Raw genomic sequence first — 16685 nt, forward strand, 5'->3', positions numbered from 1 at the left:
GTGACGGTAACAGTTTGATTAAAAAGTTTTTGCTCGGTTTTGCAACTGTATTGCCGCTTTTTTCGGCACCTGCATTTTCCGATTCACTACCAGAAAGAATAGATACGTTTACAGAGCTATTTAACTATGAAGTAGCTCTTAAGTCGTACGATATTCGTATTCTGCAATCAAATTATCCTACCAAGTTACTTGCGCCAGATTCGCTTCTGCCGCAAACGTCTGACTATCCGTTAAAAGATATCCAACAGCTTTACAGCTTGGCGAATACTTGTCGTGGCAAATTACCATTAAGTCCTTTAATTACTGAGCCTTTAGTATTTACAAGGGCGATTTGTAAAGGGACGCAGCTGACACCTCGTTGGTTCTCGCGTAGTGGTCTCATTCACCCTGGTGGTGGGACGTACGCGGCACGTTATGTGGATAAGTATCCAGAACTCAAACCCAAACTATCTCAGTACATGCATATAAAAGAGCGTGATAACGAGGAAGGGGATGAGTTGCTAGAAAGCTTGAAAAACATGGATGACGACGCCATTAATGCTTTGATTGCAGGCGCGAGCATGTTTATTGAAGGTAACGAACTTTGGTTAAGACGTGGTGACCGTTACTTTGTTTTCGAGAAAGATATCTGGCAAGAGAACGTAGCGAATGCGGGTCTGTCATACGCTCTAGCGTCTCAAAGCAAAAGTTGCTTTGTTAAACGAGGTAATATTTGTTGGGATGTAGAAGATCACTCGCAAGTTTTGCGGATCAGTATGATCATACTGGTAATCGCCAATATTCTTTTGGTGATTGGTTGGGCGGTGTACCGTTGGAATAGCAAGCGAGAAGAACTACGTAGTAGAATGCTCGTGTTGCAAATTTTAACGCATGAGCTCAGAACACCGATTGCATCTCTGTCACTAACGGTTGAGGGCTTTCGTCGAGAGTTCGAGCATTTGCCTGAAAGTGTGTATGACGAATTCCGCAGATTGTGTGAAGATACGCGCCGCCTGCGTCAATTGGCAGAAGCGAGTAAAGATTATTTGCAATCTGATAACCAAATGCTTGCAACAGACTGGGTACCATCCGTTGCAGATTGGTTAGAATTTAAGATCGAAGAAGAATTTGATAGTGCCGTGCTTTTTAACATCAATGAAGATGTGGCTGCTAAAGTTAATGTGTACTGGTTAGGAACTTGTATCGATAACTTGCTTCGTAATGCGCTTAAGTACGGTGTCGCACCGGTTGAATTGGATGTCTCAACTAGTGAAGAAAAAATAGTATTCCAAGTCCGAGATGCAGGAGGCCTAACGGCTAAAGATTGGGCAAATTTGAAGAAACCGTTCGTAAGTAAGAGCGGGTTAGGACTTGGATTAACAATCGTTGAATCTATGGTAGGCCGCATGGGCGGAAAAATGTCCTTAATGGGACCACCTACAACTTTTATATTGGAGATACCTTGTGAAACAGACACTGCTTCTCGTTGAGGACGATAAAAACTTGGCTGACGGCCTGTTAGTAAGCCTGGAACAAGCAGGATATGAGTGTTTACATGTGGAGCGTATTGCAGACGTAGAGCCACAATGGAAAAAAGCTGACTTGGTAATTCTCGATCGCCAACTCCCAGATGGTGACTCTGTACAATGTCTCCCAGAATGGAAACAGATTAAAGACGTACCAGTTATCTTGTTAACGGCACTTGTTACCGTAAAAGATAAAGTTGCAGGCCTTGATTCCGGCGCGAACGACTACTTAACAAAGCCTTTTGCTGAGGCGGAGCTTTTTGCGAGAATCCGTGCACAGCTACGAGCACCGGATTCAGCAGAACAAAGCAACGCTGATAAAGTGATTACAAAAGACTTAGAGATTGACCGCTCGACTCGTGAAGTGACTTATAAAGACGAGCTAATTACTCTTACTCGAACAGAGTTTGATTTGCTGCTATTTTTGGCGTCAAACTTAGGTCGCGTGTTTACTCGTGATGAGCTACTTGACCACGTTTGGGGTTACAATCACTTCCCGACAACACGTACGGTTGATACACATGTACTACAGCTTCGTCAAAAACTGCCAGGACTGGAAATTGAAACACTTCGTGGTGTTGGCTACAAGATGAAAGCATAAGTCGTAATGAAAATACTACTCCCTGTAGTTCTCTCATTAGCGTTAGTGAAACCAGTCCATGCGATGGACTGGTTTCAAACTAACACGCCTTTAACACAGGCACATCAACACTTACTTGAAGATGATCTTGCGGGTATGTTCAACTCTCTTGTTGAACTCTGGCAAACGGAACCAAGTAAAGATTTGACTCCTCACCTTAATGATCTTCTTGGTCAGTCACTATCTAAAAACTGTGGCAAGGCTCTCACTGGTGTAACGCTGCCTGATTGGATAAGTGGTGTGAACGTTATTCGTCAGACTATTCAAAGCCCTGGGCGAGATACATTTAGATTGGTGATCAAGCTAAGAGCTACAACTGACATCGAAAATATTTCATTTAATCGATGGGTGGATGATTCTATATCCGCGGACAGTTCATTCAGCTATGAACAACAGCCGAGCGGGACAGAACTTGCCAACGAGCGTAGCTACTCGAAACGCTATAACTTAACAGGTAAACTTGAAGCTGGTTTATATCACTTAACCGTTGTTTCTACTGATAAACAAGAGTATCGAACTTGGGTAATACTTGGAGATTCAAACTCTTCTCAATATGTTCGTTGGACATCTAAAGAGAATTGGAAAGTAGAAAAGAGCGCACTTCGTAATCCCCATTGTCCATTACCGCAACTTGAAGTCGGTTTGTATGACTACATTGATGGCCAGTACGAGCAAATGTGGAAAAAGACTTACGAGTCTAACTATCCAAATTCATTGGAGCTAGCGGGTGTCCCAAACGATAGATACGTATTGGCGGTAAGTATCAATAGTCGCCGTTGGCAGGGCGATATAATTGTTGAGCAGGCTCAAACTATTAGCCGAACCTATGATCTTTCCCAGGAAGAATAGTTAAAGAAATACTACTTGTGCCGATAAAGGTTCAGGACGAACTAAAATCACAAGTGTAGTATGAAAAACAAATATAAAATTCTTGCCACTTCTGTTGCTACTATTCTTTTCGCTAATGCTGCTTCTGCTGCTACTTATGCGATAGAGGCTCGTAGTGATGCAATGGGTGGCGTTGGTACCGTATCAGCAACTTATCTAACTGCGCCTTTTTTCAACCCTGCTCTTACTGCGATTTATCGCCGAAATGACGATGCAGGCATGATCGTGCCAAGTTTTGGTGGCAGCTACGATGATCAATATGATCTAGTTGATGAGATCGAACGCATCAGCAAATTGACAGACGTCGATGAAATCAAAAAATCGATGGATGCTATCGATGGGAAAAAGACAGACTTTGATCTTGGTGGTGTCGTTGCCATTGGTATTCCCAACAAATTCTTATCTGCAACTGCATACGGTAAGCTATACACTGAATCATTCGTACAACCAAATGTTGATACCTCAGGTACTAATCCATTAGATGATAGCTATGTACAAGGTGTTTCTATTGGCGTGGCTGAAGCTGGTATTTCACTTGCTAAATACACTAATTTCATGAACCAACACCTTTCTTTTGGTGTTACTCCTAAACTTCAGCGTATATACACATACTCATACGCCACGAGTTTTCAGAATTTTGATACTAAAGACTTACGTGAAAATGAGACCGCGGAAACGATGTTTAACTTAGACGCCGGCGCACTTTGGTTCTTTGGCCCATATCGTCTCGGTATTTCAGCGAAAAATTTGATCGGAAGAGACGTTAAAACAAAATCATTCCAATATGGCAGCGATACGATAAAATCATACGAATATAGCGTGCGTCCTGTATACACCGTTGGGGCAGGGATTGTTGCCGATTACTTTACGATGAGTGTTGACTACGATCTTAACGAAGAAAAACGTTTTTCATCCTTTGATGATAATACGCAAATGATTCGAGCTGGTATTGAATTTGATATTTTGCGTCAAATGGCATTACGGGCAGGGTATATGAAGAACTTAGCTAGAAGTAATGACGAAGGAACCATTACTGCTGGTATCGGGTTGTCTCCACTTAAGTTGTTCGAATTGGATATCGCAGCTCAGTACACAAACGAGAACGCTATGGGTGCATCCATTAATTTCCTTGCTACCTATTGATTGAATCGTTATAGTCAGCTCCTCAAAATGAGGAGCTTTTTATGTTTGACGATTTACCCCCTCTATCTCACCAAGAGCAACAACAAGCTGTAGAGAGAATTCAAGAATTGATGGCGAAGGGCACAAGTACTGCAGAAGCTATCAAAATTGTTGCCGAACGGATTCGATCTGAGTACGCAGAAAAACAACAGCAACAAAACTAATCAATTCATGGACAGGGCATACGCCCTGTTTTTTTTGCCTTTCTATTTTCTATTCCTTTACATTCCCAAACACCACCCTGGTTACGCTGTAATTCAAATTTACTATACCTATATGATTTTAATCTTGTTCAATTGCCTTTAAGACTAAATAGCGAGTTAGTAAAATTTTACCCAATTGTGTTAACCTTAGTTTGCGTAGCACAGGCAATCAGGCATTTCTTAATGAACTCATAAATTAAACTCCATATTATCAATTATTTACCTCGGACTTTTAATCTGTCAACTATATTGGTCTTGATTGATCTTGTAATTTAATTACAAAGCGCGAAAGGACTTCGTTCTCAGGCAGAGGATTATGCTGAAAAAATAAAAAAGATACACCGTAACTTATAGCGGTAATTAAACTAGAGTTATTAAATAAGCGATATAAGAACAGTAAGCACTCGCAGACATATGTGATAGATGAATCGAAGTTCATCTTATTGAGCTGCTTTTTTTAGCCGAAATACGTCTCCTGGATTTGAGCGGAGCGTTACATGTTGAGCATGCTTAATCTAAAGTAGTTTTACTAAACTAGGCGACGTTGAAGTGGGTAATATGAAACCTCAAGAGTAGTAGAAATCAAGAGCAGTAACGCGTGTTACAACGTAATGTTTCCTGGCATCCTTCCTGTTAAATAGTCCGTCCGATAATTAGAGAAGAAATTGGAAAAACATCGTTGATCTTTGGATGAGAGGAAGCAACAAGGTTGCAATGAAAACTATTTGCCTGTTTTACACTAAACTCCTTTAACTATCATGTAGCAGTAGTTTTGATGTTGTGTTCGCTCTATGTGGACTAGACTTAATATGAGAACAAAAACTAACCAAGGGAGGAATGATGGGTTACAAGCACGTTTTGGTTGCTGTCGACTTATCTAAATCTAGCCAAGCCGTTATCGAAAAAGCAATAATGCAAGCAGATAACTCAAGCAGCAAACTCTCATTTGTTTACGTAGATGTTGATCGGATAGTCATGGAAGCGAAGGAAGAGCAAGAATTGGAAAGAAGGCTGCAAGAGCTCGCTGATAAATGCTTATACCCAGTAAACGAGACCATGGTAGTAATCGGCGATCTTCATATAAAACTATCGGGAATCGTCAAAAAAGAGGGGATAGATTTAGTTGTCTGTGGCCATCATCACAACTTATTGAGTCGCTTTTTTTCATCGATACCAAAGGTTGTGAACGAGGTTGAAGCTGATTTATTAATCGTCTATTTAGATGAGTGATCGACAACTCTTGTTCGCACTCATCATTTTTTTGTCACTAAAAAGCCGAACATAAACGTTCGGCTTGGTATATCGGTGAGAATAAAAGTTTTTAGCCAGGAATGATTGATGCCTCATGAGATAAAACAGATGCAGACTCCGCGTTTGACTGCAGATCAAAATGTACGTTAACTTGCACGCCTTCTCGCTCAAAAGTGACATCATCAAAATCGGTCATAGCGATTTTGAATCCATTTCTAGCAAAAAAGCCAGTCACCATAGTTCGCTGCTTAATTTCTAATGCAGACGCGAGTAGCTTATCCATGGCATTCTCCTTGGTTATTGTGGGGATATGGGTAGAAGATACACATAGATTGGTATGAAATCAATTTTATATAAAGTTGCTTTTGATGAAAATTTTAATGTAAGTCAATCTATCGTTTACCCCACGTGATTTATTCCACGCAAAACCTTGATAACAAGACGGCAGAGCATCTCACATTGTGATAGCAAGCATAAAGATGGGGGTGTTAATAAATACCGCCGAAACAATATGTTACAAAGATTAGCGTTAGGCCTAGTTGAGTAGACAACGCAAAATTCTAAATCTGAACAACCGCCCTAAAATGACTCACTCTTCAATACTTGTGATAACTCAGACCTAATAAAAGTAGATATCTCAGCTAGCTTTCTTGGCAAAGGGTTTTGATAAGGGTAGGCAATATACATGGAACGTTCTATATCAAAAGTTTGCGATATTCGGATGTTTTTGTCTATATAGTTACTTTTAATAAGATAGTTTGGAATGACACCAACCCCAACTCCCTCAGAAGCAAAGTTTATTAAAATAGAGGTGTTATCAACTTCGATAACATCAGTATATTGATTTTTAATTGATTCCTTATTCGAATGATGTTTGTAGATTAATAGTGTTTTGTTGTTGGCATTACTTACCCTAGATATCAAAACATCACTATAATCACCAATTTTATGTGCAATAAGAGTGTCATCAATAACATTATTAAGCCTAATCGCTAAATCTACGTTGCTTTCTAATAAATTTTCTACATTGTTACTTGACGATATTTCAAAATCAACTTTTGGATATCGTTCTTTTAAGTCTTTAAGAACAGAACCAAAAATAGAAGAGGCTATAGAGTTGGGCATTGTGATTTTAAACTTTCCATCAATGCATTCACTCAACGAGCTAGCTCTGTAATTTAACTCGTGCAAACTCTCTAACGTCTTGATAGCAAGCTCTCTAATGCTTTCGCCATGATCAGTTAAAACGAGTTTCCTTGTTGTTCTGTGGACGAGTGTTACGCCAAGTTGTTTTTCTAATGCTGCTAGCTGCCTGCTGACTTGAGCTTTAGACTTTCCAAGTTCTTTTGATGCCTCTGTAAGAGAGAGGTGTTTACAAATGGCTGCAAAGCAGATCAGCTCATTGTTCATCAATTCCATGATTGTTACCTTTTTGCAACTCTGAGTCACGTTGTCTTTTAACTGGTGGGAAAGTATAACTTGCATCATCGGAGGGGGACAATGATATTTAAAAGCCGCCATGAAATAATGGCAGACTACTATCTTAATAAAACCATATTGGATATTAAGTTAAACCGATATCCTGAAGGAATTAACTCAATCGGATTAAATATAGAAAATAAAGATTTAAAAATAGAAAGTTTGTCTCGTGAAATTACTAAGTTGGATTCGGGTGATTTAATTGTTGATTGTGCATCATTGATAATGACTCATTACATATCGAAAAAATAATAATAAAAGTTGAAATTGATTTTTTAAATTATAAAGTTAAACGTGTAAGGATATTAAAATATGAAGACTGCAATACAAAATTCGAAAAGATCTGTTTATCAGAAAGATACATTGTATAGAACAATAAATAATATTAGTACTTTGTATACCAAATCACTAGTAAAATTATTTGGTGAAGAGTTGAGAATCCATCATTGCAAACATAAGATTAATGTAAGAACCACTAACGAGTTGAGTGAACATATGAAGAAAGATCTAGGTATAGATTGAAAAGTAGAGAGTTTACATCTGTTAGATTCTTTGTTCCTATAAAGGTAATCTAGTACTTATACGTTTGGGTTAAGCAAATGCGTGTCCATGTTGACTCATGTTGAATGAGCAAGATGCAGAACCAACGTGTACAGTGTTGAACGTAACCCAAGATACAATGAAGGAACTTAATCAGCCACACGGTTTTAAAGTTGATGACTGGTTATTATCAAGTTGTCGCTGTGGTGAAATCGAAGTTCACGGTCCATACAAGACAGCTGATGAGGCTTGCAAAGCAGCAACAGCCAAATACGGTGTAACTAAACTGACTTCACCAATGCTAATCTTCTAACTCTTAAGTTCGTATTGTGTATAGCTTGGTAAAATGTCGATTAGGCGGCTGAGATTTGATGTAAGGCGTTGATTAGGCGGGGGTTTTTGTATTTGTCGTCAATTAAACCACTGACGACACATTGATCTTCTAAATTTAACATATCGGCAATTTTAAAGGCGACTTCCCAATCCATTGAGTTTTTGCCTTTTCGCCAACAGTACAAACGACTGTGGTTAACGTCTAGTTTTTGAGCCAGTTTGTACTCTGATGTCAATTCGTACTTAGCTTTAACCGCATCCAACAGTTCATTTGTGTAGTTCATTTTGTTCACTCTCCTGTGCTCTCAAACACCATAATAGAGGATCATTTTGTCGATTTCACTATGCATAGTGACTATGAATACATAATCGGTTTGTATATCGTCATCCCAAGTTCAAAAATGATACAAGCTTGCGGAGGCTACAAACATGGAACGTATTGTTACTAATCCTATTCACTTACCTTGCCCTGATATGGCAGGGTGCACCAATCCAGACCCAGCTAAAACGGCGAACTCTATCAACAAGATAGCTCAACTACGTGAGAAGTTCGCCGAGCAATTCCCTAAGAAGAAACAGACGTACATTCCTACACGTTTTCGTCAGGGGGTTGTAGCATGAATCTTAGTATCTGGAAATCGCGCCGCAATCAGCGCCAACTTGTTGCATCACAAGACAACGGAACTCATATCTACTTCGACAGTTTCGAACTTGAAACCGTTGAAGCCTCTCTTTGGCTTTACCAAGGGATGACGCTTGTCGCTTGCATCAAAGCACAAAACAACACCTTAACTGACATCACTACCACGGCTCAACGTATGGCGACGCTTGGCGCGCAAAATAACGGTGAGTCATTGGCTCAAGTTGAGGGGGCGTAATCATGAAAAAGTTAACCGCTCGTGAAGCCTTTTCTTACATGTGGGGCGCACGTCGCTCTAATAGCACTCCTGCGATTCACTATGCCTTTGGTCGTTTGGTCGAAACATTAGGCGCACCAGAAGCCACCGAACTTGCGCTTTATATTGATAGCCTTGAGTTTTATTCGTTCAATTTGCGCCGTTATAGTGAAGTGAATACAAACAGTCTATGCAATTTTGAATTCAATACCACCGCGTCAACGAGTGCAAGGGTATATAAATTATATCAGGCAATTAAGCGCAACAATGAGCGCGTTGCTGACCGTATCCGCAAGCAAGATGAAGCGCCCCAAGTGGGCGCGGATTCTTCCCTTTAATCAGGGGGATGCATGGACTTCGACACCAAAGCCATAGAAATCAAAATGGCGGGCAAGACGTTCGCCAATGATGCTATTCATCAAAGTGCCTTTTCACGCCGATTCTTCCCACGCTTACCCGCGATAGTTCGCAACGATGTGCGCCGTAAAGTAGAGGCGCGCACACAGCGCAAAAACGCCACACGTGAAAACGTGATTAAAACCGCCAAAGACGCGGTGAAATTTGGCCTGAAGTGCGCACACCATATCGAGAATCGTTACTCGTTTGTTGATAGTCGAAAGGGCGCGCATAGCGAGCCATTGACGCACAATATCTTGATGCGTGACGACGCGCTGACCAAGTTCGCGGAGAAGTACGCCGACCAATGCGCCGAGATTTTATCAAGCCTAAATGCCGAGGGTTACGCCTCTTTTGTTGAGGCGTTGGCCGCGGTTTATTCTGAGCAAAAATCGCTACTTAAGACCATTCACATCAAGCCGCCATACGTGAATTTCAAAGTGAAAGACGTTGAAGTGTTAGAGCAAATGCTAACAGCCGCGGTACTCAAAATGCAGTCGGAAAAGTGGGTCGAACGTCGTTTGCTGCGTCTGCGTGGTGACTACATCGAGTACGCCCAAATCACCATGAGCCGTGTGGGTGACAAAGGCCATCAAAGTAAATACGTGTCAGAGATTTCCTTTAGTAACTGGAAGCGCAAGCAACGCGAATCCGAGAAATACATGAAGTCGATGAGCGTGTACAACGAGGAAACAGGCGAGCACTTTCCATTAGAGGAAGTGGCAAAGCGCACCATTGCTAACCCTGAGAATCGCCGTATAGAAATGATGGTTCGCTCTCGTGGCTTTGAAGAACTGGCCGACGAACTGGAATACACCGCGCTTTTTATTACGTGGACACTGCCGAGTCGTTATCACCGCAATTCTCCAAAGTGGGATGGCTCAAGCGTCAAAGACGGACACGCAGAGTTAATGCGACAATGGTCACTTGCTCGCGCTAAGTTGGCCAAATTGGAGATTGAATACTTTGGCTTTCGTGTGGCCGAGCCACACAAAGACGCAACCAGTCACGCGCACTATTTCTTGTTTTGCTCTCACAAAGACAAAGCCAACATCATTCGTATTCTCCGCGGTGAGGCGATTGCGCCAGACCGTGAGGAACTGGGCGACGACATCACGCCACGCTTCGACGTTAAAGAAGCCGACCCAAGCAAGGGCGGCGCAACGGCGTACATTGCCAAGTACGTTTCGAAGAACATCAACGGTAAGCACATGCCAGACACCGAAGCCGAGGAAAGCGCATTTAAAGTTCGTGCTTGGGCGTCGGTACATCGTATTCGCCAGTTTCAGCAATTTGGCGGTGAGCCTGTGTCTTTGTGGCGCAGTTTACGCCGAGCGACAGCCGAACAAACCCAGAAAGATGATCAGCTAGAAGAACTGAGACAAGCGGCAGACTCATCAAAATGGGCTCTGTTTTGTCAGTTAGCTAAGGGCGCGAAGTTGGCTTACAAAGAAAATAAAAACGACTACGGCGAGCCAATCAAAAAAATCATTGGTTTTGAGTGGTGCGGTCAAGTCATCGAAACCGCCAGCGAGTGCTATTCACTCGTGCAAACGAAAGACGTAAAGCGTCTTTTAAAAAGTCGCGGAGCGACGTCTTGGAGCACTGAAAATAACTGTAACTCCCCACTCATTACGGAGTTGAAGAAGCTCACCGGATGGAGCTTTGAGGGAGTTAAATGCCTATTAGAGCCGTTGGCGAATGGGGCGACGGTTTCCATCGACCAATACTGTTCAATCAAATTACAAAACAACACATTACGACTGATTTAACCCGTTTGGGATATTGCTTGCGACAACGATTTCAGCAACTAGGTAAGGACAACCCAATGAGCAACATCGACAAAATCACCCAAGAAATGGAAGCCGAAGTAAAGCGCGCTAAAGGCGGCGTGTTTTGGCGTCTCATGTTGGTCTGGATGAAGGAAGTCAATAAACAGATTCAGAACAAACCGAACACCGATGAAGAACTAGCCGAGGCTTAAACAATGGAAATGCTATCTCTCAAAGAATGTCAGCAAGCAATGGCCGCGCTCGATGCGGCCGACAAACTCAACGCCAGTGTCGAAAAGGAGTTGAGCCAGTTCAAAAACATGGACACCAACGCAATTATCAAACGTGCAAGCAAGATGCTCATGACGGGTAACTTTTCGCTTGAAGCGTTCGGGTTAAATCCGACGCTGTTTGACCAAATCGAGCAATTAACCAAGCTCAACAACAAGGTGCGTGAAAAGTACCGCGGTTGTGTCAAAGGCAACATGCAGCAATTGGAAACAGTCGAGGCGGCCGCCGATGAGTAAACATCCCAACCCAATTCGCGGGCACGTATCGTGCCCCGTTTGCCAAAGTCCCTCAACCGTGCATCGCGTCGGTGAGGGCAAGCTGATTGCCGAGGGCGAGCCAACCAAAAACGGGCGCAACTTAGGACTGCTGTATTACAAGTGTCCGAGCTGTGGCAACAGCCCAATGAGCAAGAGCATTAACGCTTTTGTTGAAACCAACATGGTTGACTCGGTTGAACAGCTAGAAGTGAGTGACGCCGTCACAATTGAGGCTGAATCGCCAACGGTTGAACCAGTACCGGAAATCGTTGCAAGCACTGATATGCCTAGCATTGCTGCTGATGAACAAGTGGAAGCGCCAAGCGTTGAAACCGAGCAAGTAACCGAACCGGAACCCGCACCAACGCCCGTTAAAAAGCCGCCGTTTCCGGTTAAAAAAGTCTTAGCGGGGATAGCCTTTGTCGCCTTGCTGATTTGGGCGATTCGTCAACTGATGCCAACCAAGAAACAAACCGAACCAGATACCGAACAAGGGGAACCAATCAATGCAGGATGAAATGGAAAACCAACCAGAGCTAGATGATTGGGGCGACTTTTCCGCGGTTATCAGTGGACTGGAGCAAACCGAAGTCAGCGAGTTAACCGACTTACCAACCGAAGCGGCCAACGAGGACAACCACCAACCCGCGGGTGAAATGTTTGAGGGCGCGTTGTCGGTGCTGTTCACCATTGCCGAACAAGCGACGTCGATTATTTCCGGTGTGGATTTTGAGTTTGATGAAAAAGGCAAAGCGGCGGTGATTGATGCGGCGTTGCCCGTATTGGAAAAACACAGTGATAGCGTGTCGTCGCTGTTTGGGGATTACATGCAAGAGGCCGTGCTCGGTTTGGCAGTGTTGTCGCTGGTCTACAGTGCCAAGAAAACCATGGCATACCAAAAAGAGCTGTTAGCGATAGAGGAGGAAAAACAGAGTGAGCAAAAAGAAAAAGACGCCGCTTAAATTCCCCAATCCGGTCAACTCCAATCCGTCACACGATGCCGAGCATGTCATCTACGTGGCGGGCACGGGCGGGGGTAAAACCTCCGCCGTTAAGCACTTGGGGTTAGTGCCAAAAGCCGCGCAAGCGGTTTTTTTTGACCCTTACCGCAACTACGCGGGAGCGAAATTCCGCGGCCAACAATGCCTTGAAACCAGTTCTCGCGTGGCGTTTGTCAAAGCGTTGGTGATGGCACGTAAACGCGGCAAGTCGTTCAAACTGGCGTACATTCCTAAAGATGGCGCGTGTAGTGAGGAACTTGAATTTTTTAGTGCCGCGGTGTGGGCGGTGGGCAATGGCGACGCCAAACAGCTGCATGTGATCATCGAAGAGCTTGCAAGCTGCGTGGAGACGTCCGGCAAACTCAAAGGTAAGGCGGGCGAATTATGGCGCGGTGGGCGTCAATATGGGCTTGTGCTGCATTCGATTTTCCAACGCGGGCAGGAAGTACCTAAGACCGTGACCGAGCAATCGCCTGTATGGTGGATTGGTGCGGTGAACTCGATGGCCGATGCGCGATGGCTCGCCGATAAAAAAGGCTTGTGCGTCGATACCTTGGCGGGGTTGAAATCAGCCAAGAACAACAAAGCCGCGCTTGGTAAGCCGATTGCCGAATATTTGTTGGTTCGGGATGGTATCGGCAACGTGGAAAAGTCCTCATTTAACTGTCTGACGGGCACCATTCACCGTTAATTTCAACGCTCATTCAACCTATAGGTTAACGACTTAACCTATAGGTTGCTCTCACTTCCAAGCCTGTCCGTTTCCCTGTTTCATGAAATCACTTTTTAACCGTGTACAACCGAAAGGGACAACATGAAACAACAACACAAAAACCTATTGATGGCACTGATTATCACGTTAATCGTGATTGCCGCTATCAACAATATCAGCGTGCTAAACCCAGTGCGTGAAACTCTTAACGGCGAAAATGGGTGGTTCTAATGGAAGCACTAAAACAACCTTTTAACCCGCGTCCACGTGAGCTTGACCCTGTTGAGGGTGTGAACTGGGGCAACCAAGCCACCTTGCGCTTGGTATCGGGTCCAACTTACCAAAACATTGAACTGGTGACGGACATTCTCGACGCGGCAGACATCGAGCGCATCACAGTGAAAGTGAACGGCCGTGAAATCGTCAACGTGACGGGTCAAGACCTTATCGACTTACAAGAGCACAAGAAAGAATACGTGCAAGCGGGTCGCTACGTTCTGAACTTCTCGGATTTGTCGATGCGTACCAAACTGGGTATCCGTACAGGTGAGCTTGTGACGCTGCAAGGCGAAATCTGGTTCATGTACATCCAGCTAAAAGCCAAAACGGGTGCCGCGGCGCCAATGATTCGCGCTCGTGCTCATACCACGGCGGCGCAAAGCCAACGTATCTACATGCCGCGCATCTATTCGCAAACGTGGTACGCCGCATCAAGTGGTCGCACACCGTTTGACTTTGCCGAGCGTAGCGCGGCGCTGTCTATCAAGCGTTTGCACCTCAAAGACAACACGATTGAACGCGTTCGCGTCCTGCGTGATGAACGTGAAGAGCTCAACGTCAACAAGACCGATAACGCCTACGACTTAGCTGCGGCGGGTCGTGAGCAGAATGCGGGCTTCTTCTCTATGGACTTCACGCGTTGCGGGTTTGGCAGCGAAGCGCGTTTACCAACGGCGGCCATGAAACAACTGGCGTTTGAAGTGGAAAAAACGGCGGCGGGTAGTATTCCGGTGCTGATTGAAGCCATCGAACAAGTGGCGGTGCCTACCGCGCAGTAAGGGGGCGTTATGGCGCAAGAGCAAAGCATGTGGGGTTCCATTTGGGATGGCGTCTTAGAAACGGGCGGCGAACTGATGACCGACGTCACCGACTTGGGCAAGGACTGGCTCGGCGTAAAGATTGAGAACGAAGCTCAACGCGTCGAATCCAGCAATCCAGATGAACAGCGAAAGCACAATAACGACTACCAACAACCCACGGGTGAGCCTGTGTACACCTCCGCGTTTGCGGGGGTGACCACCACGCACCTGATGATGGGAATGCTGTTCGTACTGTTGTTATTGGCGATGTTCTACGTCGCTAAGGGGAAGAAGTAATGCCGTTTATTCCATACCTGATTGCAGGTGCGGTGGGCGTATGGGCGGGCATCAAAGTCTCGGGCGGGTTTGACCGCATCGGATGGGTGCTCGGTCTGCTTCTGGTGTGTTATGTCCTGTACAAGAAAGGATTCAAATTATGATTGGTGGGCTTTTAGGCAATTCCGGCTCGATGCCAATTAGCGCCAACGGTGGACCCGCGGTCAGCGGTGCCGATGGTGAATCAAGTGGCAGCCTCTCGGTAGGCAATATCAACATGGGCGGGGGTAATTCCACCACGTTGATGATTCTTGTAGTGATTGTGATTGCGGCGGTGTTGCTATGGAAAAAGAAGTAATTGAAGTCGTGACGCAATCGAAACGTGCGCTTGGTGAACTCAAGCCCGCGTTTCGCGCTTGCCCTGATGCGTATGTTGAATTGTGCAAAGCGGTCAAGGATGGCCGCGTGAGTTTGTATCGCCTAATCAGCAATGAAAATGATCTCATCATTGCGGGTGAGCGAGACGGGGATAATTACTTTTTGTGGGGCGTCGCGGGGCGTGGTCTGCGTTCGGGAATTATCCAGTTATGCAAAGTGGTGAAAGCGGCGGGCATGTCATCCATGACCGCCGACACCGCCTTTGATGGTGTCGCCCGTTTGGTGCGTTCAATTGGTGTGACCGCCAAGCAAGACGGTGACTTTATTCGTTTGGATTTGGGAGTGCAGTAAATGGGTAGTTCTAAATCAAAATCGAGTAATACCAGTAACACGACTAACGTCAGCGGTCAGAATGCCATTAGTGGCGATAACCTCGGTGTGGCGATTTCGGGTGTGAATAACTCGACCATCAACACCACCATGACCGACCACGGCGCAGTGAACGCCGCCATGGAGCTTGGCGAACAGGCCTTTGAGTTTGGTGGCGAGATGCTCAATAGCAATGAGCGTATTTCACTTGAAGCGATGGACACCACGCACGACATTGCCGAAACCGCCATTGATGAAGTGGCCGATTTTGCGGGCGATTCCTTGGCAACGTACGCCTCAACCAACAGTGAAAACCTCGATATGTTGGCGGGACTGGCGGGCAGCCAAGCGGCGCAGAACTCGAAGAATCTACAAGCCATGATGGACTTGGCGAAATTCAAACAAGACGGCGGGCAAGTCGAAACAAGCAAGATGATGGTCGTTCTCGCGATTGTGCTTGTGTTGGTGCTTGGCTACGTAATGGTGAAGAAACGATGAACACGCAACTAATCGCGGGGCAAGCCATCCCGCTGACGCCAGATGGTAATTGGCTGTATCTGAAAGCGGCGCAAGCTGAAATCGAAATCTATCGGGAATCGTCCGGTGAGCGCGTCACGCTCGGTAAGTCGTCGGTGTTTAACGTGGGCGAGGGTAAACACCTTGGGCGTTTGCTTATCTCAAGCCGTACTGACAACCAGATTGAAATCCAGTTTGGTTTTGGAACGTTTACGCCGCCTGTTGAGGGTCAAAGCGTCGTGGTTCAAGCACTGCCGAACGTGGTGATTGAACAAATGCCAAGTGTGACGGTTGAACAATTACCCGCGGTAGAAATCGCGCCCAATCAACAACTGGCAGTGAATCAGCTTCCCGCGGTTGAATTGGCTGCGAATCAACAGCTCGGCGTCACTGCTTTACCGCCTGTTGAATTCAAAGCGCCGCAACCTGTGAATGTTCAATCATTGCCCGCGGTCACGCTCGAAGCTGCACAAGTGGTCAAAGTGGATGAGCAAGTCAGTAACGGTCTTGTGACTGAAGCTGTGAGCGTGTTCCCGCACAACATCGCGCAAAACGCCACACGCAAAGCCATCACGATTAAGGCCGCGAAAGCTAATAGCGCCTCGGTGTTTATTGATGCGTTTGAACTGGAAGCGGGCGAGCGCATCACCATCGAAAGCACGGCCGACATGATCTTAACAGGTACGGCGGGTGACACCGTCACGACTATGGAGATTTAACG

The 16685-nt window shown here is 45.0% G+C and carries 28 protein-coding genes; 25 read left to right on the forward strand and 3 right to left on the reverse strand.

Going from position 1 to position 16685, the window contains the following annotated elements; translation table 11 throughout:
• Positions 1-14 precede the first annotated feature (14 nt).
• From vxrA to R7E51_RS09790, 6 genes are all read left to right on the forward strand, one after another.
• Positions 15-1469 (forward strand): sensor histidine kinase VxrA, encoded by a 1455-nt coding sequence (gene vxrA / locus R7E51_RS09765; protein ID WP_025767766.1) that lies wholly within the window; start codon positions 15-17, stop codon positions 1467-1469.
• Positions 1444-2106 (forward strand): response regulator transcription factor VxrB, encoded by a 663-nt coding sequence (gene vxrB, locus R7E51_RS09770; RefSeq protein ID WP_005376251.1) that lies wholly within the window; start codon positions 1444-1446, stop codon positions 2104-2106. Before vxrA ends, vxrB begins: the two co-directional genes overlap by 26 nt.
• 6 nt (positions 2107-2112) lie before the next feature.
• On the forward strand, positions 2113-2994 hold the full coding sequence (locus R7E51_RS09775; RefSeq protein WP_017820158.1) for a DUF2861 family protein: 882 nt from the start codon (positions 2113-2115) through the stop codon (positions 2992-2994).
• Positions 2995-3054: 60 nt separating this feature from the next.
• Complete coding sequence (locus R7E51_RS09780; protein ID WP_206957534.1) at positions 3055-4176, forward strand: conjugal transfer protein TraF; 1122 nt, start codon at positions 3055-3057, stop codon at positions 4174-4176.
• 41 nt (positions 4177-4217) lie between these two features.
• Complete coding sequence (locus R7E51_RS09785) at positions 4218-4379, forward strand: YoaH family protein (RefSeq protein WP_005376257.1); 162 nt, start codon at positions 4218-4220, stop codon at positions 4377-4379.
• Positions 4380-5258: 879 nt separating this feature from the next.
• The gene (locus tag R7E51_RS09790) at positions 5259-5648 is read left to right on the forward strand and encodes a universal stress protein (protein WP_053349900.1); all 390 of its coding nucleotides are present in this window, start codon (positions 5259-5261) and stop codon (positions 5646-5648) included.
• 91 nt (positions 5649-5739) lie between these two features.
• Here R7E51_RS09790 and R7E51_RS09795 read toward each other — a convergent pair whose 3' ends face one another.
• Both R7E51_RS09795 and R7E51_RS09800 read right to left on the reverse strand, forming a co-directional pair.
• A complete protein-coding gene (locus R7E51_RS09795) occupies positions 5740-5952 on the reverse strand; it encodes a hypothetical protein (RefSeq protein ID WP_005376260.1) in 213 nt (70 codons plus the stop codon).
• Between the two features lie 296 nt (positions 5953-6248).
• Positions 6249-7088: a LysR family transcriptional regulator gene (locus R7E51_RS09800; RefSeq protein ID WP_017820156.1), complete on the reverse strand. Its 840-nt coding sequence runs from the start codon at positions 7086-7088 to the stop codon at positions 6249-6251.
• A gap of 81 nt (positions 7089-7169) precedes the next feature.
• Between R7E51_RS09800 and R7E51_RS09805 the strand changes: the two genes are divergently transcribed.
• Both R7E51_RS09805 and R7E51_RS09810 read left to right on the forward strand, forming a co-directional pair.
• Entirely contained in the window at positions 7170-7400 is a 231-nt protein-coding gene (locus R7E51_RS09805) for a hypothetical protein (protein WP_242531381.1), read from the forward strand.
• Positions 7401-7767: 367 nt separating this feature from the next.
• A complete protein-coding gene (locus tag R7E51_RS09810; RefSeq protein ID WP_017820154.1) occupies positions 7768-8001 on the forward strand; it encodes a hypothetical protein in 234 nt (77 codons plus the stop codon).
• Positions 8002-8041: 40 nt separating this feature from the next.
• On the opposite strand, the gene R7E51_RS09815 is transcribed toward R7E51_RS09810, so the two are convergent.
• The gene (locus tag R7E51_RS09815; RefSeq protein WP_029825094.1) at positions 8042-8305 is read right to left on the reverse strand and encodes a helix-turn-helix domain-containing protein; all 264 of its coding nucleotides are present in this window, start codon (positions 8303-8305) and stop codon (positions 8042-8044) included.
• A gap of 145 nt (positions 8306-8450) precedes the next feature.
• Here R7E51_RS09815 and R7E51_RS09820 point away from each other — a divergent pair, with 145 nt between their 5' ends.
• The 17 genes from R7E51_RS09820 to R7E51_RS09900 all read left to right on the forward strand — a co-directional run bounded on the left by R7E51_RS09820 (position 8451) and on the right by R7E51_RS09900 (position 16683).
• Positions 8451-8642 (forward strand): hypothetical protein, encoded by a 192-nt coding sequence (locus R7E51_RS09820; RefSeq protein ID WP_029825092.1) that lies wholly within the window; start codon positions 8451-8453, stop codon positions 8640-8642.
• Positions 8639-8899: a hypothetical protein gene (locus tag R7E51_RS09825; protein WP_025627686.1), complete on the forward strand. Its 261-nt coding sequence runs from the start codon at positions 8639-8641 to the stop codon at positions 8897-8899. The genes R7E51_RS09820 and R7E51_RS09825 overlap by 4 nt, the downstream gene beginning before the upstream one ends.
• A 2-nt stretch (positions 8900-8901) precedes the next feature.
• The gene (locus R7E51_RS09830; RefSeq protein WP_025627687.1) at positions 8902-9255 is read left to right on the forward strand and encodes a hypothetical protein; all 354 of its coding nucleotides are present in this window, start codon (positions 8902-8904) and stop codon (positions 9253-9255) included.
• Positions 9256-9267: 12 nt separating this feature from the next.
• Entirely contained in the window at positions 9268-11085 is a 1818-nt protein-coding gene (locus R7E51_RS09835) for a replication endonuclease (protein ID WP_115385996.1), read from the forward strand.
• 17 nt (positions 11086-11102) lie between these two features.
• The gene (locus R7E51_RS09840) at positions 11103-11297 is read left to right on the forward strand and encodes a hypothetical protein (RefSeq protein WP_172563183.1); all 195 of its coding nucleotides are present in this window, start codon (positions 11103-11105) and stop codon (positions 11295-11297) included.
• A 3-nt stretch (positions 11298-11300) separates the two neighbouring features.
• Positions 11301-11612 (forward strand): hypothetical protein, encoded by a 312-nt coding sequence (locus R7E51_RS09845; protein WP_005457413.1) that lies wholly within the window; start codon positions 11301-11303, stop codon positions 11610-11612.
• Positions 11605-12150 (forward strand): hypothetical protein, encoded by a 546-nt coding sequence (locus tag R7E51_RS09850; protein ID WP_206957532.1) that lies wholly within the window; start codon positions 11605-11607, stop codon positions 12148-12150. Before R7E51_RS09845 ends, R7E51_RS09850 begins: the two co-directional genes overlap by 8 nt.
• Positions 12140-12595, forward strand: a complete 456-nt coding sequence (locus R7E51_RS09855) for a hypothetical protein (RefSeq protein WP_206957530.1) — start codon at positions 12140-12142, stop codon at positions 12593-12595. Before R7E51_RS09850 ends, R7E51_RS09855 begins: the two co-directional genes overlap by 11 nt.
• A complete protein-coding gene (locus R7E51_RS09860; RefSeq protein WP_062730599.1) occupies positions 12567-13325 on the forward strand; it encodes a hypothetical protein in 759 nt (252 codons plus the stop codon). Before R7E51_RS09855 ends, R7E51_RS09860 begins: the two co-directional genes overlap by 29 nt.
• A gap of 123 nt (positions 13326-13448) precedes the next feature.
• Positions 13449-13577, forward strand: coding sequence for a hypothetical protein (locus R7E51_RS09865; RefSeq protein ID WP_005457441.1), 129 nt, complete (start codon positions 13449-13451; stop codon positions 13575-13577).
• Positions 13577-14404, forward strand: a complete 828-nt coding sequence (locus R7E51_RS09870; protein ID WP_181881291.1) for a major capsid protein P2 — start codon at positions 13577-13579, stop codon at positions 14402-14404. Before R7E51_RS09865 ends, R7E51_RS09870 begins: the two co-directional genes overlap by 1 nt.
• Before the next feature lie 9 nt (positions 14405-14413).
• A complete protein-coding gene (locus R7E51_RS09875) occupies positions 14414-14722 on the forward strand; it encodes a hypothetical protein (protein ID WP_025627790.1) in 309 nt (102 codons plus the stop codon).
• Positions 14722-14865, forward strand: coding sequence for a hypothetical protein (locus R7E51_RS09880; protein WP_017636141.1), 144 nt, complete (start codon positions 14722-14724; stop codon positions 14863-14865). The genes R7E51_RS09875 and R7E51_RS09880 overlap by 1 nt, the downstream gene beginning before the upstream one ends.
• Positions 14862-15059, forward strand: a complete 198-nt coding sequence (locus R7E51_RS09885; protein ID WP_005457419.1) for a hypothetical protein — start codon at positions 14862-14864, stop codon at positions 15057-15059. Before R7E51_RS09880 ends, R7E51_RS09885 begins: the two co-directional genes overlap by 4 nt.
• Positions 15044-15430 carry a hypothetical protein gene (locus R7E51_RS09890; protein ID WP_029823319.1) on the forward strand — a complete coding sequence of 129 codons (387 nt, stop codon included), beginning with the start codon at positions 15044-15046 and terminating at the stop codon, positions 15428-15430. The genes R7E51_RS09885 and R7E51_RS09890 overlap by 16 nt, the downstream gene beginning before the upstream one ends.
• Positions 15431-15946, forward strand: coding sequence for a hypothetical protein (locus R7E51_RS09895; RefSeq protein ID WP_005457437.1), 516 nt, complete (start codon positions 15431-15433; stop codon positions 15944-15946).
• Complete coding sequence (locus tag R7E51_RS09900; RefSeq protein ID WP_206957528.1) at positions 15943-16683, forward strand: hypothetical protein; 741 nt, start codon at positions 15943-15945, stop codon at positions 16681-16683. Before R7E51_RS09895 ends, R7E51_RS09900 begins: the two co-directional genes overlap by 4 nt.
• The last annotated feature ends 2 nt before the right edge of the window (positions 16684-16685 follow it).

Source organism: Vibrio sp. Vb1166 (assembly GCF_033338695.1).
GTDB lineage: Bacteria > Pseudomonadota > Gammaproteobacteria > Enterobacterales > Vibrionaceae > Vibrio > Vibrio alginolyticus.

What these genes read in the sequence shown, in the direction of transcription:
- R7E51_RS09870 (WP_181881291.1), top strand. Translation starts at nt 13,577, where the DNA reads ATGGAAGCACTAAAACAACCTTTTAACCCGCGTCCACGTGAGCTTGAC.
- R7E51_RS09800 (WP_017820156.1), bottom strand. Translation starts at nt 7,088, where the DNA reads ATGGAATTGATGAACAATGAGCTGATCTGCTTTGCAGCCATTTGTAAA.
- R7E51_RS09775 (WP_017820158.1), top strand. Translation starts at nt 2,113, where the DNA reads ATGAAAATACTACTCCCTGTAGTTCTCTCATTAGCGTTAGTGAAACCA.
- R7E51_RS09885 (WP_005457419.1), top strand. Translation starts at nt 14,862, where the DNA reads ATGATTGGTGGGCTTTTAGGCAATTCCGGCTCGATGCCAATTAGCGCC.
- R7E51_RS09790 (WP_053349900.1), top strand. Translation starts at nt 5,259, where the DNA reads ATGGGTTACAAGCACGTTTTGGTTGCTGTCGACTTATCTAAATCTAGC.
- R7E51_RS09785 (WP_005376257.1), top strand. Translation starts at nt 4,218, where the DNA reads ATGTTTGACGATTTACCCCCTCTATCTCACCAAGAGCAACAACAAGCT.
- R7E51_RS09820 (WP_029825092.1), top strand. Translation starts at nt 8,451, where the DNA reads ATGGAACGTATTGTTACTAATCCTATTCACTTACCTTGCCCTGATATG.
- R7E51_RS09830 (WP_025627687.1), top strand. Translation starts at nt 8,902, where the DNA reads ATGAAAAAGTTAACCGCTCGTGAAGCCTTTTCTTACATGTGGGGCGCA.
- R7E51_RS09815 (WP_029825094.1), bottom strand. Translation starts at nt 8,305, where the DNA reads ATGAACTACACAAATGAACTGTTGGATGCGGTTAAAGCTAAGTACGAA.
- R7E51_RS09890 (WP_029823319.1), top strand. Translation starts at nt 15,044, where the DNA reads ATGGAAAAAGAAGTAATTGAAGTCGTGACGCAATCGAAACGTGCGCTT.
- R7E51_RS09875 (WP_025627790.1), top strand. Translation starts at nt 14,414, where the DNA reads ATGGCGCAAGAGCAAAGCATGTGGGGTTCCATTTGGGATGGCGTCTTA.
- R7E51_RS09780 (WP_206957534.1), top strand. Translation starts at nt 3,055, where the DNA reads ATGAAAAACAAATATAAAATTCTTGCCACTTCTGTTGCTACTATTCTT.
- R7E51_RS09825 (WP_025627686.1), top strand. Translation starts at nt 8,639, where the DNA reads ATGAATCTTAGTATCTGGAAATCGCGCCGCAATCAGCGCCAACTTGTT.
- R7E51_RS09810 (WP_017820154.1), top strand. Translation starts at nt 7,768, where the DNA reads ATGTTGAATGAGCAAGATGCAGAACCAACGTGTACAGTGTTGAACGTA.
- R7E51_RS09805 (WP_242531381.1), top strand. Translation starts at nt 7,170, where the DNA reads ATGATATTTAAAAGCCGCCATGAAATAATGGCAGACTACTATCTTAAT.
- R7E51_RS09795 (WP_005376260.1), bottom strand. Translation starts at nt 5,952, where the DNA reads ATGGATAAGCTACTCGCGTCTGCATTAGAAATTAAGCAGCGAACTATG.
- R7E51_RS09850 (WP_206957532.1), top strand. Translation starts at nt 11,605, where the DNA reads ATGAGTAAACATCCCAACCCAATTCGCGGGCACGTATCGTGCCCCGTT.
- R7E51_RS09835 (WP_115385996.1), top strand. Translation starts at nt 9,268, where the DNA reads ATGGACTTCGACACCAAAGCCATAGAAATCAAAATGGCGGGCAAGACG.
- R7E51_RS09900 (WP_206957528.1), top strand. Translation starts at nt 15,943, where the DNA reads ATGAACACGCAACTAATCGCGGGGCAAGCCATCCCGCTGACGCCAGAT.
- R7E51_RS09865 (WP_005457441.1), top strand. Translation starts at nt 13,449, where the DNA reads ATGAAACAACAACACAAAAACCTATTGATGGCACTGATTATCACGTTA.
- R7E51_RS09895 (WP_005457437.1), top strand. Translation starts at nt 15,431, where the DNA reads ATGGGTAGTTCTAAATCAAAATCGAGTAATACCAGTAACACGACTAAC.
- R7E51_RS09880 (WP_017636141.1), top strand. Translation starts at nt 14,722, where the DNA reads ATGCCGTTTATTCCATACCTGATTGCAGGTGCGGTGGGCGTATGGGCG.
- R7E51_RS09845 (WP_005457413.1), top strand. Translation starts at nt 11,301, where the DNA reads ATGGAAATGCTATCTCTCAAAGAATGTCAGCAAGCAATGGCCGCGCTC.
- R7E51_RS09855 (WP_206957530.1), top strand. Translation starts at nt 12,140, where the DNA reads ATGCAGGATGAAATGGAAAACCAACCAGAGCTAGATGATTGGGGCGAC.